Annotated in this window: 15 protein-coding genes and 2 pseudogenes; 6 read left to right on the top strand and 11 right to left on the bottom strand. The window is 45.7% G+C overall.

Annotated elements, in window-relative coordinates; translation table 11 throughout:
• Positions 1-6: 6 nt before the first annotated feature.
• From ACOZB4_RS04690 to ACOZB4_RS04725, 8 genes are all read right to left on the bottom strand, one after another.
• A complete protein-coding gene (locus ACOZB4_RS04690; RefSeq protein ID WP_422759519.1) occupies positions 7-171 on the bottom strand; it encodes a KR domain-containing protein in 165 nt (54 codons plus the stop codon).
• Positions 172-930 (bottom strand): ABC transporter ATP-binding protein, encoded by a 759-nt coding sequence (locus ACOZB4_RS04695; RefSeq protein ID WP_379407098.1) that lies wholly within the window; start codon positions 928-930, stop codon positions 172-174.
• Between the two features lie 4 nt (positions 931-934).
• Positions 935-3,253, bottom strand: a complete 2,319-nt coding sequence (locus tag ACOZB4_RS04700; RefSeq protein ID WP_379407097.1) for an ABC transporter permease — start codon at positions 3,251-3,253, stop codon at positions 935-937.
• Complete coding sequence (locus tag ACOZB4_RS04705) at positions 3,238-4,536, bottom strand: MFS transporter (protein WP_379407204.1); 1,299 nt, start codon at positions 4,534-4,536, stop codon at positions 3,238-3,240. Before ACOZB4_RS04705 ends, ACOZB4_RS04700 begins: the two co-directional genes overlap by 16 nt.
• Positions 4,529-5,176, bottom strand: a complete 648-nt coding sequence (locus ACOZB4_RS04710; protein WP_379407096.1) for a TetR/AcrR family transcriptional regulator — start codon at positions 5,174-5,176, stop codon at positions 4,529-4,531. Before ACOZB4_RS04710 ends, ACOZB4_RS04705 begins: the two co-directional genes overlap by 8 nt.
• Positions 5,177-5,309: 133 nt before the next feature.
• Positions 5,310-5,864, bottom strand: a complete 555-nt coding sequence (locus ACOZB4_RS04715; protein ID WP_379407095.1) for a GNAT family N-acetyltransferase — start codon at positions 5,862-5,864, stop codon at positions 5,310-5,312.
• A gap of 13 nt (positions 5,865-5,877) precedes the next feature.
• Positions 5,878-6,972, bottom strand: coding sequence for a sensor histidine kinase (locus ACOZB4_RS04720; RefSeq protein ID WP_379407094.1), 1,095 nt, complete (start codon positions 6,970-6,972; stop codon positions 5,878-5,880).
• Positions 6,963-7,682, bottom strand: coding sequence for a response regulator transcription factor (locus ACOZB4_RS04725; protein WP_098747698.1), 720 nt, complete (start codon positions 7,680-7,682; stop codon positions 6,963-6,965). Before ACOZB4_RS04725 ends, ACOZB4_RS04720 begins: the two co-directional genes overlap by 10 nt.
• 181 nt (positions 7,683-7,863) lie before the next feature.
• Between ACOZB4_RS04725 and ACOZB4_RS04730 the strand changes: the two are divergent.
• The 6 genes and pseudogenes from ACOZB4_RS04730 to ACOZB4_RS04755 all read left to right on the top strand — a co-directional run.
• A pseudogene (locus tag ACOZB4_RS04730) lies at positions 7,864-8,450 on the top strand (ATP-binding cassette domain-containing protein); the annotation flags it as partial.
• Positions 8,450-8,872: pseudogene (locus ACOZB4_RS04735) on the top strand (ABC transporter permease); the annotation flags it as partial. The pseudogenes ACOZB4_RS04730 and ACOZB4_RS04735, both read left to right, overlap by 1 nt.
• Before the next feature lie 33 nt (positions 8,873-8,905).
• Complete coding sequence (locus ACOZB4_RS04740) at positions 8,906-9,775, top strand: DUF4097 family beta strand repeat-containing protein (protein ID WP_379407093.1); 870 nt, start codon at positions 8,906-8,908, stop codon at positions 9,773-9,775.
• 251 nt (positions 9,776-10,026) lie between these two features.
• The gene (locus ACOZB4_RS04745) at positions 10,027-11,418 is read left to right on the top strand and encodes a hypothetical protein (RefSeq protein ID WP_379407092.1); all 1,392 of its coding nucleotides are present in this window, start codon (positions 10,027-10,029) and stop codon (positions 11,416-11,418) included.
• A gap of 183 nt (positions 11,419-11,601) precedes the next feature.
• On the top strand, positions 11,602-12,084 hold the full coding sequence (locus ACOZB4_RS04750) for a DinB family protein (RefSeq protein ID WP_379407091.1): 483 nt from the start codon (positions 11,602-11,604) through the stop codon (positions 12,082-12,084).
• A gap of 16 nt (positions 12,085-12,100) precedes the next feature.
• Positions 12,101-12,541, top strand: a complete 441-nt coding sequence (locus ACOZB4_RS04755; protein ID WP_379407090.1) for a hypothetical protein — start codon at positions 12,101-12,103, stop codon at positions 12,539-12,541.
• Between the two features lie 203 nt (positions 12,542-12,744).
• On the opposite strand, the gene ACOZB4_RS04760 is transcribed toward ACOZB4_RS04755, so the two are convergent.
• The 3 genes from ACOZB4_RS04760 to eutH all read right to left on the bottom strand — a co-directional run bounded on the left by ACOZB4_RS04760 (position 12,745) and on the right by eutH (position 15,194).
• The gene (locus ACOZB4_RS04760; protein ID WP_379407089.1) at positions 12,745-13,680 is read right to left on the bottom strand and encodes a hypothetical protein; all 936 of its coding nucleotides are present in this window, start codon (positions 13,678-13,680) and stop codon (positions 12,745-12,747) included.
• A 67-nt stretch (positions 13,681-13,747) separates the two neighbouring features.
• Positions 13,748-14,020, bottom strand: coding sequence for an aminopeptidase (locus ACOZB4_RS04765; RefSeq protein ID WP_379407088.1), 273 nt, complete (start codon positions 14,018-14,020; stop codon positions 13,748-13,750).
• Positions 14,021-14,087: 67 nt separating this feature from the next.
• Positions 14,088-15,194: an ethanolamine utilization protein EutH gene (gene eutH, locus ACOZB4_RS04770; protein ID WP_379407087.1), complete on the bottom strand. Its 1,107-nt coding sequence runs from the start codon at positions 15,192-15,194 to the stop codon at positions 14,088-14,090.

Below are 15,194 nucleotides of genomic sequence, written 5' to 3' on the forward strand. Positions count from 1 at the left end.
GATCTATCATGGCCTTTCTAGAATTTTATTCGTCATCAAAGAAAACAGGATAAAGCAATCAAGCGTCTCTCCTCTCGTCAGAGCGTCCAATACTACCGTACCATTAATCTTTGGTCTTATGACATCACGAAATGTATTTATATTTTTGTTAAACAGAAATCCATTATTAATTTATATTCCGATCTCCTGCATTTTCACCATAACTTTCTTGACCCTTCCATCCATATCCGTTCCCCCAAACTTTGGAAGCTTGAGTTCGCCTACAATCTTCCCATCGCGCATAAACATAATGCGCTCCGTCCGTGCCGCAACTTGTGCATCGTGAGTGACAAGCATGACCGCAGTACCGTCTGCATTGATTTCAGAGAATATGTCCATCGTTTCCTGAGCGGATATGGAGTTGAGTGCGCCCGTAGGCTCGTCGCCGAAAATAATGCTCGGGTTGTTCATCAGCGCCCGGCATATCCCCGCACGCTGAAGCTGACCACCCGAAACCTGGGTGATGCTGCGTTTTTCTAGCTCTGCGATGCCTACCCTTTTCATAAGCTCCCTTGCCTTCACCGAAATGTTCGCGGCGTTTTTTCGGTTATCCCGCATGGATGGGAGAATGATATTGTCGAGGATATTCAAATTTTTCAGCATCGTCGGCTGTTGGAACACAAAACCCATTTTGGTTCTGCGCATATCTGCAAGCTCATTCTCCCCAAGCGTCGATAAATCCTTACCCTCAAAAACGACTTTTCCGCCATTCACGCCATCCGTCCCGCTCAGTGCAAACAATAGCGTTGATTTCCCCGAGCCTGATGGTCCCATAACAGCTACGAACTCGCCATCGTGAATATAGGCGGACACCCCGTCCAGAACATTGTGCTGTTCGCCGCCTTCACCGAAAGATTTTACGATATCATCACCGATAATCATCTTTTTCATCTGCCTACTCCTTTATATTTTCGGATATTGTTATTTGTCCTGCGCCCGATGTGCCGATCATGGTAGCGATTAGTATCGAGGCGATCATCATAAGCGGGCTATACAGATACGCCGAAAGCGGATTGACTGCAAAATGGAACGCCGACGCTCCAAACGAAGAGATAACCGCACCCGCAAGTTTTTCTCCGAGCGTGTTTGCCAGAAGGGTTCCGAGAACAATGCCGACAATCAGAACAAATACAGAACGCGAAGCATATTGCACCTTAATGTCCGTGTTCGTAAATCCGAGAGCTTTCATAACGGCAATGGAATATCGGTCCTTAGCAACAAGCATTTTCATAAACAACAGGGTAATCAGTACCGATATTATCAGCGCAACAGCCATTGCGGCGTGTGAAGCCTTCTTGACGGAATTTATCGTTGAGCCGAATGTCTGTGTAACAAATTCATCAATATCTGAAATCTTGGCAAAATCAAACCTGTCCACGTAGTCCGAAATCCTGGCTCTGACCAAAGATTTATCCGAAAGTTCAGCATTGATCATGCTCCACATCATATCCGCCGAATTGTCGGTGAATACCGCCTTTGCGGTCTTGCCGCCGTTGGTAATGTCGGAATATATTCCGCTTACCGTTAGTTCCTTCTCCTGTCCCTCCATCACCAGCGTAATGACATCACCGACCTTCTTGCTCAGCTCATCAGCATTCATAGCCGAAAGTGCAATTTCATCCTCTGCGGCGGGTGCTCTGCCTATGGAATAGGCAATTGGGAATATGGAATGGTCACCGAGTTCGATTTTTATGTTTTCCTCAGAACCGTCTTCTGTTTTGATGTTAAATGCTTTTGTTGTAAGGACGGCAACTTTGGATATGGCACGGTCGCTGCTCATCGCATTTCGTAGTTCAGCCGTTTTCTCTGAAATGTTATCGGTCTGCTGTATGTCAGCACGTATATCATAGTTTCCGATCCCCATATATTGGATGAAGCTTGTAGAGGAGATGGTGTTGTACAAATTCTGTGGAACAATCATGATAAAAGCTGCAATCACCAACACCGTTAGGCTTGTAGCATAAAGCCTTTTCCTTGCGAGAATGTCTTGGATACCGAGGAAAACATTCGTATTCAACAGCCTGTTTCCACTTAGATTAAAACCTTTGGCGCCTGTGTTTTTCTCCTGTGAAGTGCCAAAGCGTATGGCTTCTGCGGCGGATATCTTTCGAAAACGTTTCAACATTGCGTTTACATAGGCGATGATGGCAAGGAATACAAGCAGTATGCCGATGATTCCGAACAATAAAGCATAAGCTGAATTTTCGCTTTCCCCCATATACAGCCTTATATTTTCAAGAAGCATGCCTTGGAACATAACCGACAGTGCAAAACCGAGCATACTACCCGCCGCGGCAATCGCTGCGTATTTCGCAAGATACATCTTCTTTATGTCGGAAACACGCAGCCCTATTGCCTTCATCACGCCAATCTCGCGGTAGTCGTCTTCGATTTTCGCCAGGAGCGTAAAACGTATGCACATCAATGCGATGGCCACGACAAGCGCGCTCACAAGAAGTATAACCGCGATCATCAACCCATCGGAAAGTGCATTCATCATTTTAAAAAGCTTATATGTAACGGTTGGTCCGTTTCCTTCAAGTCCTGCGGAGGCATAAGCCGTTTCAAATGAACCGAGCTCAGATAAATCTTTTAATCTAAACTCAATCAGATACTCCATGCTGCCGAGGCCCTTGATTTCCGCGTAATCATGTTCATGTACAAGAAATCTCTTGGATGAAGAGAGTGTAGAATTCATCTGCGAATCCCGGAGGAATCCCGCAACGATAAACTCCTTCCCACTAATGACCGCCTGATCACCGACCTTGGTGGTGCCATCCTTCATATAGCTTATTGGAACATACAACTCGCCGATGGCGGGTTTAATGATGTTACCGTCGAGATCAAGAAGATAATCGAATTTTTGACTCTGCATGCTAAATCCGTTATCCTGGACACTATTCGCAAGCGAATGTTCGCCTAATCGTATCCGCGCACCATCCATATTGAGAAATTCTATCACTTGTACATCATCCACATTGCTATGCTGCTCCGCAAACGTCGAAAGCCGCGCAGTATCTATTTCACCGGAATGCATCTGCATAAAATGCGGGGTTTTAGCTTGCGTCATCAATGTGTTAAGCGCACCCGAGAGATTGACGACGAGGATCGCCGCGAGCGAAACAAGCATTGCCGCAGCAGCGACAAATACCATAGTTGTTAGCGTAGTGGCTTTGCTTTTTAAAAGATCATTGCGGATTATTCTGGAGTACATAAGACACCTCTGTTTTCAAGCATTTTAACTGACTTTAATTTATACAGAATGACCGAAGTTACACATAACAGCATCCCGGCGATGATAATGAGAAATCCCATCCCTCTGCCGAGTCCCGTACCGATGATTTTTCCCACACTGTCAGAAAGCACGCCACCTTCAACTAAAAAAGGGGTGAACACATAATCCGCCAAAACACCCGAAAGGGCATAAGCCACTACAAATCCAAGCTGGGAAAGGATTCCGATCAGTGCCCAAGCTCTGCCTTGAACGGAATTATCAATGTTGGTACGAACTAGAAAATCCAGGCTTGTGTTGGCAAACGGAAGCATTGCAAAAAACAGAAATCCCGAAACACAGATCAAGGCAATATGTTCTCGAAATCCGAACGCCATCATAAACACGCCTACACCAAACAAAGAAATCGAAAGAATGTTCACATAACCCTTTTGAATGGGAAGAAATCCTATAATGACACTGGATACGAGCATTCCCGAAGCGATAATGGTTTCTATCATCCCTACGACGGAGCTGCTTGTAAACGTCAGCAGCATGGGAATGGAGAGTGTTTCAATAACTCCAAGGTAAAATGTCAGCACCGATGTCATAATCACAAGAACAAGCACACCTCTGTTAGTAGAGACAGCGTTCCAACCGGCTTTGATTTCGTGGATGAACGATTGCGTGTGTTCGTATGTCTTGGAGACGAGGCCCCTGCGGACGGCAAGCGTAGTTGCAACGGTGACAAAAAAAGTGCAAATGTCGATGACAAGCAGCAGTTTTATATCCGTAACGGTGAGCAAAAATCCCGCAAGGATCGGCGAAATCAGAAATTTTGCCGATCCTGCCACCTGAACAAAACCGCTTGCCCTTGTATACTGCTCCTCGGTCAGCAAATCCGTAACCGTAGCCTTGTATGCGGGGTCAAGCAGCGATGAAAACACCGAGCTTATGGTAACTCCCACACAAATTTGCCATAGCTGTGCTTCTCCGCGAAGCATGCATATGAGGATGAATACAAGGCCGATCGCAGAAAGACTATCGCCTAGCACCATTAACAGTCTGCGGTCATAGCGGTCCGCAAGCACTCCGGCAAATGCGCTTAAGAGTAACGACGGCATGAACGCAAGCAAGGTTACAAGCGCCATGGCCGAAGCCTTTCCCGTCTGTTGGAAAACATAAATCCCAAGCCCGAACGATGTGAGCCCGTTTCCTATGGTTGAAATAAGCTGTCCCGACCACAGTAGGAGAAATTTCTTGAAAGATTTCCCTGCTTTATTCATGGCTGCTTTCGTCTCCTCCACCAAACATCTGCATGACGTCCATCAGACTTCCGCTTGCTGCACCAAGCAGCCTTTCTACGTTGCAAACAAAGGCCAGCATTCGTGAACCGCGCTCCTCATTTGTCAAGGTAATCATATCGTCATCAAAAACGGTATTCGCATAGATCACAACCATTTCCATGCATTCATACGGAAACGGTGTGCTGAACATTCCCTGCTCAATGCCTTCGCGGATGATTGCGGTCAGGATCGGCGGAAGGCCATTGATGATGACCTTTTGTATTTTTTGATGCATCAGCGCGTTCTGCGGCTTGTGAATATGCTCCATAATTTCCTTGCTGCTTCCGCCGCTTAAGTTCATTGCCATCACAACGCGGATAATGCGTTCGACTACGGGTATCGTCTTGTCGGCGGCAATGACCTGTGCCGCATCCAGAAGACCGTCACTATACCGATCAATCAACGCATCCATAATATCCTCCTTCGCCTTGAAGTGATGATACAAGGTTCCCCGCGCAATCCCGACCTTTTCGAGAATATCGTTTGTACTTGTGCCGTCAAAACCCTTCTGACCAAAGAGTTCATCCGCGGCGTCGAGGATTTCGTTCCTGCGTTCTTCCGCTTTTTTTACAACTCTCATTGTTACACCTCCCCATTACAGACCGACTGCCTGTCGGTTATAGAATAACAGGTTTCCTGTTATTGTCAATAGTTAGCTGAAAAACAAAAGTAGCCCATCCTCTATTGAGGAATGAGCCACTTTTAGTTATCCATTAGCTGTTCTCCGAAATATATTCATCCCTTAAAAGGCCATAATACACGAGGTCTTCATATTGATCCCATTTCCTCACATGCTGTCTTAAACGACCTTCATATTTCATTCCTAACTTTTCCATGACTTTACCCGATGCAGGGTTTTTCCCCAGATAACGGGCAAATATACGGTTCAATTTCATTTCGTCAAACGCATACCGTACGATACCTTTTGCCGCTTCCGTACAATATCCATTGTTCTTATACTGTCTCCCAATCCAATATGCAAGTTCACCATGATCAAAATTCCTATTACATCCAATACAGATAGCGCCTATTACATGCTGTTCTTCTTTATGTACGATAGCTAGTTCCAGTGATCGGTCTTCATTAAAGTTATGAGCATGTGTTTCTATCCATTGTTCTGCCATCCCATCCTCATACGGATGCGGGATATATAATGTTGTTTCCGCAATATATGGATCCCCTGCTAATTGTTGAACGACTTTGGCATCATCTAGACGGAAAGGCCGTAATGTCAATCTTTCCAATTGAATGGTCGGCAGTTTCTTCAAATGGTTCTCCCCCTTAGTTTTTCGGCAATCGAATCGTGAACGAAGTTCCTTGTGAAGGCTCACTTTCTACACTAATTGTGCCGTCATGAACCTGAACCAGCTTGTAGACAATCGCCATTCCGAGTCCCGTGCCCTCAGAGGTAGAATCCGTTGTCGTGCCCCGGTAATATTGCTGGAATAGGTGCTCCACCATATGGGCCGGCATCCCTACGCCATTGTCCTTGATGCGGATTACAGCATGCTCTCCTGTGTCCGCAATCTGTACATATATATTCGTATGTTCAGGATTGTGGAGGATGGAATTCATCATCATATTTTGCAGGATGCGCTGCATGAATTTCAAATCAAAATCAACATAAATGGCAGGTGGATCCGCTTGAAAATGCAAATGATAGCTGCTCGCTTGCGGACTATTGCTGATATCGGCAACTACCCGTTTTGTAAATTCGACGATATCTTGATTCGTCTTCTGTAATGGCAAAGCGCCGTCAGCGCGATTGAGCTGTGTGACGAGGCTTAAATCTTGAATCAATTCCTCCATATGCTTTCCTTTGTCGTCCATTTCCCGAATGAAAGAGATCGCCTCTTCTTTCGACCACTCGTACTGCTCATTCAATAAAAGCGCTGAGTAGCCTTTGATATAGGTTAACGGCGTTTTCAAATCATGAGAAATCCCCGCAATCCATTCCTGCTTGGCTTCTTCGATTTGGCTCCTCTCGATTTCGTTCGCTTGCAGTTTGACTCTCAAGGATTGAAGATACTCAAGCACCTCCTGATACAGGCGGAACCGCATGCGAAGTTTCCCTTTACGGGTATATATTTGAGGCAAATCGGCAGGTTGCTCATAGTTGTCCTGCGAGAGTCGATGAATCCAGGCCATGATGAATCCGATCGGGCCGCCGAAATACCATCCAAACAAGACGATGCACAGCAGCGTGCTGATACCAAAAACCCATCCTATAACAAGCCCTTCCTCATCTATACTGACATGGATACCGAGCAAGGGAAGAATGCCTTCAATTATAAAAACACCGAGCAAACCCGTCCCAAGCAACCATAAGATAAGCCCTAATGCCAAATGAATCGTAAATCGAGTTTTTATTCGCATGACAGCGCCTCATTCGGGGGGATGAATTTATAACCGATTCCCCGCAAATTCACGATGATTTTTGGTTTTCGGGTATCATCGCCGAGTTTTTTTCGCAGCTTGGCGATATGGATCGTGACCGTTTTTTCTTCCCCGTACACATCATTTCCCCATACCAATTCGTAAAGCTGAGCCGTCGTGAAGATATGATTCGGATGTTTACAAAAGAAATGCAGCAGCTCCAGCTCCTTCGCCGTGCATTCTACAGGTTGACGCTTCACGGTTAACGTTGCCGATTCCGGATGAAAAGAGAAATAGCCGTAATCGAACGCCGTGTTTTGTTGATGAGCATTCTCCATAAACCTTTGCCGGCGAAGGATCGCCTTGATTCGGGCAATGACCTCCAGTGGATTAAACGGCTTGGTAATATAATCGTCCCCGCCGATCCCTAGACCCGTTAATTTATCGAAGTCGGTGGAGCGTGCGCTAATAAAAATAATCGGTGCATTCGTATGTTTCCGAATCTCCGCACATAGTTCAAAACCGCTTAGATCCGGGAGCATAATATCGAGCAAAATCATATCATATGCCTTCTCTTTGATCCGCTGCAGCGCGCCTTTGCCCGATGATGCGGTGTCGATATGCGTAAAATTCTCTTTGCGAAGCGTGATCTCCAATAACTTCAAAATACCGATTTCATCATCGACTGCTAGTATGGATGCAGATTCCATTGCGATTTTCCCCTCACTTCAAGCTTTATCCTGTGTATTCACTTTTCTATCTTACTCTATTTACCAAGATCCCGAGTTTACTCTAGTTAAAATGTTACGAGCTTTTTCCATTGTGTTTACTTTATTTTTACTTTCATTCCCCAAGCTTAGGGTAGCACATCATTAAGGGAGGAAATGACAAGTGAACGCCGCCATTCAAATCAATCAAGTAAGCAAGGCATTCAAGGGCACGGAAACCATTACAAACGTAATTATGAGTATCAGCAGAGGAGATATTTACGGATTTTTAGGTCCGAATGGGGCCGGTAAAACAACCATTATGAAAATGATCTTAAATCCTAAAACCGTCTTCCGGTGATATCCAAGTATTCGATCATCTGGTTCTGCTAACATCGGTTCAATACTTAAAAAGAATCGGCAGCATCATTGAATACCCCGTGTTTTACGACCGGCTAACAGCGGAGGCCAACTTGGAGTTTCATTGTAGATACATGGACTATCGGGATAAGACTGCGATCAAGGAAGCGCTGGAGATCGTCGGTCTTCAGGGTGTGGGGAAGAAAAAAATCCATGAATTCTCTTTAGGGATGAAGCAGCGATTAGGGATTGCGCGCGATTGTAACGAAACCCGACATTCTCATTCTGGATGAACCGATCAATGGACTTAACCCGATCGGGATTAAGGAAATGCGGGAGCTTTTCTTGCATTTAAAGGAGAGATACGGAACGACCATTTTAATTTCGAGTCATATCGTATCCGAAATCGAAAGCGAAAAAAAATCATTCAAGCCAAGTTATCGATTGTGTTTGGATTTAGCTTCTTCAGCATGATCGTCTCTACGTTTGTGATCAATTTGTTAGTGTACTTCTTGAATCCGATGATCGGTTTATTCGAAGACCCGGTGCATATTGGTGACATGACGGCTACCCTTCCAGCAACGTTGATCCATGCATTTATGATAGCTGGAATCAGCCTGATTCCTTTATCTTTTGGCATGCGAAAAAAATCGACGGCTTCCACGATCACCTCGGCTGTCGTCATTGGATTCGTGGTTAACACAACGGTGTCCGACGGGGGAAGTTCGACCAGTCTGTTTCATTTCATCGCCATCCCGATTGCTCTCTGTCTGCTTGGCTTTATCCTTGGCTATCTTTCTTTTCATAAAGTAGATCGAACCGACGTGGCTTAAAAATTTCACCGTATATGAATGGAGGACTAGAGCATGAGGAAAATCATAACCGCTTCGCTTGTTTTGCTTACCGTTGGCGGGTTAGTTATGGGCTGCCAAGGCGTAGGGAAATCAACAAGTTATAACCATGAATCTTCCTACGAAGCTAACCGCATTGAAGAAATTGATGTCAACAACGAATCTTGGGACATTGAATTCAAGCGTTCCGATTCCCCGAACATCACCATCGCTTGCGAAGGCAAGCGGCAGAACAATAAGAGCGCCCCTGTAACGATTATACATGACGGGAATAAAATTGTTGTTACCCAGGAAGACCAGGGTAGTGCCATGGCAGGGTTCACTTTTGGCAAAAAAGGGACGATTTATATCTCGATTCCCGACCGTGAAGTCGATACAATTACATTGAACAATAATGCAGGTGACATCAAGATGAAGAATGTAGCGGCGCAAAACATTGTCATCGCCAACAATTCGGGGTCTGAGAACATCGAAGGACTTTCAGCAGAAAAGGGTGTGTTTACTTCCAAAGACGGGGATATCAAATTGAAAGACGGCTCGCTAAACGAATTAACGGTAACCACAGGCAGCGGCGCCAGCTATATGACAGACGTGACCAGTCCCGTGATGAACATCACTTCAACCTATGGGGAAGTATCCGTCAAAGAGATCGAAGAGGGAACGTTGCTGCGAGTAGAGAAACAATCGGGAGATATCGCCGTATCTTATAAAACACCTCCTGCTTCGTTAAAGCTTACCGCAAGCAGCGACTCATCGGATATAAGCGTTGGTTTAGATGGCTTCAAGGTAAAACAGAGCACGGAAAAATTAATCAAAGGCACGATTGGGGATGCATCTAATTCAATGGAGCTTATCAGCCGCGCCGGAACGATTGCTGTAAAATAGCTGCATCCATACGAGTAGCAACATATTTTTGTCGTCAACCCTTAATAAAGCAGAAATCCCCCACGCTACCTCCGGTTGCAAGGTCAACTGAGTATACCCATAGCTTTATCATATTGTTGTGTCAGAGCCCTCCATGCTACAATATCGTTAAAAAACTGGCTGCGCAAACATTCGGCCTATATTTAGAAGAGAATCATGACCAGTATTTCGACTTTTATTTCTATAGCTTCAAGTAAAGGAGAACCATCGGCATGATTACTGTGCAGCTTATTTATTTCGGACTCATGTTTTGGTTCGGCTTATATATAGTTAGCCGAGATGCAAGAAACGTTCGGCTATTGCTGGCCGGTCTTGGCGTAATTGTTTGCTCGTTCGGTGTTGGGGCAGCCGTATTGATGTCTTACAGCCTAGAGCCTCAGCGCATCGCACTGCCACTTAGCAAGATACAAGATATCTTCTCCTATCTGCCTTTGGTTTTGTGGCAAGGTGCCGTTCTATCCACTGTCGCGGGAAAAGAAGATAAACGGAACGCCTTATGGACGTTATGGAAGTATGGTTTAATAGGGCTGGCGCTGGGCAGCGTGATTTGGCTGGCCTTCGCTGTGAATCCTGACGAATTCGTTGTTTCCTATAAAGCTGCGTTATGTACATTTTTCATCTTGTTTATAGTGCTCTCCCTATGGGGAACATTGTCCGATAAGATAAAGCGGCCCCTTTCCTTCTATGTCTTCAGTTATGTGCCGCTTCTTATATTTGCCTGCATGACGGCTTTGGCCTTCTTTTATCCGAACGACGCATGGAACAAGGGAGTCATAATGGCACAAGGTACGGGAATGCTGGTGTTCAGCGCGTATACGATGATCAAAGAAATCAGGGAGCAAGGGGAATCCTGGCTGCCCGATTTGTTTCGGTCCCTCGATTACTCTGTCTTTTTTACGCTCATTTTTTCCGGTCAGGTTGCGCTTGTTATTTGGCTTGGAACGGGGACGGGTTTCGATTTTATTACACTGTTGTTATTGATGATCAGCATGATGGTTTCCATTGCATTCCAAGTGTTTGTGTATCCGATTCGGGCTTTGCTCGACAACTTCGCTTTAATGATGTTCCCGAAGCTGCGTCTGGAACGCTCCAAACTGCGTTTGGTCGAAAGCGTCCAGGCTCGTATTGATGAGGCTGCGAAACCGGAGGAGATGGACGATGAGGAGCTCTACCGTCATATCCGGCGCGCAACTAGCAACTTGGGCAACCTGGAGCGTTTGGCGTCAAGCCCGCTCACGCAGTTAAAGCTCATTGACGAAAGGCTGCGGAAGCGAGGAGCGGTTGATGGTGTAATGGAACGGGCTAACGAGCTTAAATCTCTGCTTATCGAAAGTATACTGCAAATAAAGCCGCGCCAGGATGAATCGTTTGGCACGACGGACGAATGGAAGTTTTACAATGCTTTGTACTTCCCTTACGTCGTCGGAATTAAGCCATATAGCGTACGTTATTCGGGTAATCAGCTGGATGCCCCTTCCCAAGATGCTTTGGCGTGGTTCCGTTCCTGCGTGCCCGAGCGCACCTGCTACAATTGGCAGAATGCTGGCGCGCGTCTTATAGCAACAAGTCTGAAGGAGAAAAACGCACTGATCAAGGCGCAATAACGATGACTTAGATGGCGGTTGTTTTCTTGGGTATATCCACCCAAAAAACAACCGCTTTTTATTGCTGACCGAAAAAAAAGCCATATTGGCACCAAATGGCAGTGAAAAGTATGGTTTTGGCAGTAGTTTTTGGGCTAATCTCGGGTTGTTAGAGCATAACCAAACCATTAGGAGGAATGTACAATGTCCCAAGCAAGCATCCAAACCGCAAAAACGGTGCATCAATTAGTGATCGGATCCATTCAAGCGATTCCGGAAGAAATCTACGATATAACTCCAGCAGGATTTAAGAATACCATTCGTTGGAACACCGGTCATATCGTGACTATGCTGAATTGGTTTCTCTCCGCAAGCCCGGCGTTAAATACGAAGCTGCCGGAAAACTATTCCGGCTTATTCATGACCGGAACGAAACCGTCGGACTGGACTGTCACGCCCCCATCGAAGGAGGAACTGATTCAATATTTATCCGTGCAGTACGACGATCTGTCCAAGGTAAACCCCGAGTCGTTGATAATGCCTTTGAATCCACCGTTTGAAATGGGGCCGCTAAGGTTCGAATCGGCAGGCGAGCTGTTTAACTTCGCATTCATCCACGAAGCAATGCACTTGGGGATCATTTCTTCGCTTGTGAAAACTGTACAAGCGGACTATGAAGCGTGCTAAATGAAAGGGGATAAATATGAAACCAAATGAAGCTATAACGCCTACAGGAGAAACTTTCATCCGCAAAGTTCTGGTGATAAATTCCGTTTCGTCCGGAGCATGCGGGTTGCTATTGTTATTATTTCCCGGGTATGTTGCTGAATGGATTGGATTAGACAGTAGAACCGGTTTGGTCTCAACGGGTGTTTTCCTGCTCGTATTCGTCGCATTTCTCGTATGGACTGCATCCAGGAGCATTGTTTCTCCAGCGGCCGTGCTTGTTATTACAGTACTCGACTTCCTCTGGGTTGTCGGCAGTGCGCTTCTGCTAGCGGATAAAGGAACTACAGTGACGATGACCGCTTTCGGCGTTTGGGCGGTTATTCTGGTCGCCGCAGTCGTCGGCGTATTCGGGATTTTCGAGGCAATATATTGCTGGCGCAACCGTGCTTTTGGAAGAGATCAAACGATCCGGTAAAGGGCGCGGCCTGTCGGATTTCTTCTTCGACTAGTGCTTTACAGCAAAGAGCCTGTGTCTTGCACGGGCTCTTTGCTCTTGGGTTATGAGATTGGCTTATTCAGAGTGCCTACAGATATTTGATGTCACCGCTTAGCTACAACAAGTGAATTAACGAGCTTCCGTTCATCATTTGGAAGCTGGGTACATCCGTAAATAAACACTTATTTCGATAGCTTGGCATCTGCAGCATGAATTGTACTCCTAATATTCCCCTCCCATTCAAATATCTTCTTCTGTAAAGCATGAATCTGATTAGCATCATCAACGATCCGTTTCAATTCTGCAGCAGCCTTCACAGCATCTCCCTCCTTGACAGCTGCTTTATAACGTTTATTCACTTCACTTTTATTTTTATTGAAGTCTGTTATTTTTTTGTTCTCGGCTGTGATTTGTTTCTTTAGCGTTTGCACCGGTAATAAAGCATCTTTGACGATTTTGGCTTTTGCGGCAGCCTGCTTCTTCGCAGCTGTTAGAGCATCCTTTTTCAATTTGATCTCCTGTCGCGCCGTATTAACAGCACCCTTTATACGGTTTCGCTTGAGATCATACAGAAGAGCGGACTTTCGATCTTTGCGTTTCCTTGCTTCCGTCGCTTTCTTGCCGAGATCAGTATATTCCGCAAGCATAGGAGCGTATTTTTTCTGAGTCTGGTCTGCTTCTGTCTTTAACTTGTCGAGCTTTACCTTGTCAATGAGCTGTACTTTCGAATTAATTTCTTTAAGTTTGTCATTGTTTTGTTTGCGCAGCACCTGTATTTGCTGCTTATCCTGTTTATTGACTAACTCCAATGCGGAAAAATTGTCATACAACTGGTCAATGCTTGTTAACGCAGCATCCCACCCAGTATTTGAAGCCTCTGCATAATGCGGTCTGGCCACAAGCAGGAAAAATATGATTAGAACGACTAGACTGTTTATATAGCGGTTTTTTCTTCTTCGTTGCAACAAACAATCATCTCCCTTATCCATATCATCCTCAAAGGAAGAGCAAAAAGCACCCCACAAGAAAGGCTTCATAGCCTGTCCTGCGAGGTGCTTCTCCCGCACTTCTTTCGATTTGATAATAGTATATATTTGATCTAATAATATGTCAATCATTCCCTGGAACATTTGTTCTCATTCCAACCTCGAAATCGTTTATTGATTTTTGCATAGATTTCTAATCTCACCAAAGTTCCCAAAACATTCTTATTATTTGTGTTGCCAATGCCAATTTCTCCTGCTTCAAAGAAACTGGAGTTGCATTCACTGGTAATGATTCCTCCATCGATTTGACTTTCCACTCCGGAAATTCCGAGAATACTTCTTCCGGTGCATGCAGGTATTTAATCTTGGACAGCTGATCATCATTGTATTCCACATGAACATTATGGGCGCCTGCCTTGTAAACATGCAGAGTAATCAGCCGGATCAGGTCGGCTGCCGTGATCGGTCCCATGGGCTCAAATGAGAGGATTAGATAGAAACCTGCATACGTAAAAATAATATTCTGAAAAAAACCGCTATTATGACTCCTGAAGTTCTTCCTTCGGTTCCGGAGCCATCTTCTTAGCCAAAAACAGGGCTACAACAACCGCCGTAATTCCGCCGACAAGCTTCCCGACAATCATTGGGAAAATCATTTCCTTCGCGACCCCGGCCGTAAAACCAAGATGATCGCCGAAAACAAATGCGGCCGACACGGCAAATGCGACGTTGATGACCTTGCCCCGCGCATCCATGTCTTTCATCATGCCAAACATGGGTATGACGTTAGCAAGCGTCGCAACCAGCCCGGCTGCCGCAATCTCATTCATGCCGAGCAACTTGCCCAGCTTCATAAGCGGTTTATTAAATACTTTCGTAATTACAAATACCATCGCAAAAGCGCCGGCGAGTACAATAGCAATATCGCCAACGATCTTGATTCCGTCTTCAACCGGAGCAAGCCCTGGAATGATGGTAATCCCCGTCAACTGCTGCGTGATGCCAGCTGCGAGTCCCAAAGTAGCAACGACAACGATGAATTGCCCAAAAACCGTGAACCCTTTGATCATACCCTGCGGAAATTTCCACAATCCCAGCACGATAAGTACAGCAAACAAAATAATTGGAACCAGGTTGGACAAAATCATTGTGATCGAGTAACCGGCAACCAATCCGCCAATCAAGCAACCGAGCGGTATAGTTACGATACCGGCCAGCACGCCGGTAGCCAAAAATTTCTGGTCTTCTTTTTTAATAATGCCAAGTGCAACCGGAATGATGAATACAATCGTAGGGCCAAGCATAGCCCCCAGAATCGTTCCTGCGAATAATCCCGCTTCCGGACTCTGCGCGAGTTCCTGTGCCAGCGAGAAGCCGCCCATGTCGTTCGCCAGCAATGTAGTCGCAAACATGGCGGGGTCTGCTCCCAATGCGCTGTATATCGGAACGACGACCGGACTTAGCACTTTGGCCAGGACCGGAGACAGGCAGATGATCCCCACCATGGCGAGCGTAAGCGAACCCATGGCCATAATCCCTTCATCGAATTGATGTCCCAATCCGAACTTGTACCCAATGCACTTATCGATGGCACCGAGAATCATGAAAATAACCATGCCGTATATGATAATTTCATTAATCTCCAC

The sequence above is a fragment of the Paenibacillus sp. NPDC058898 genome (genome assembly GCF_049316025.1).
Classification (GTDB): Bacteria; Bacillota; Bacilli; order Paenibacillales; family Paenibacillaceae; genus Paenibacillus_AQ.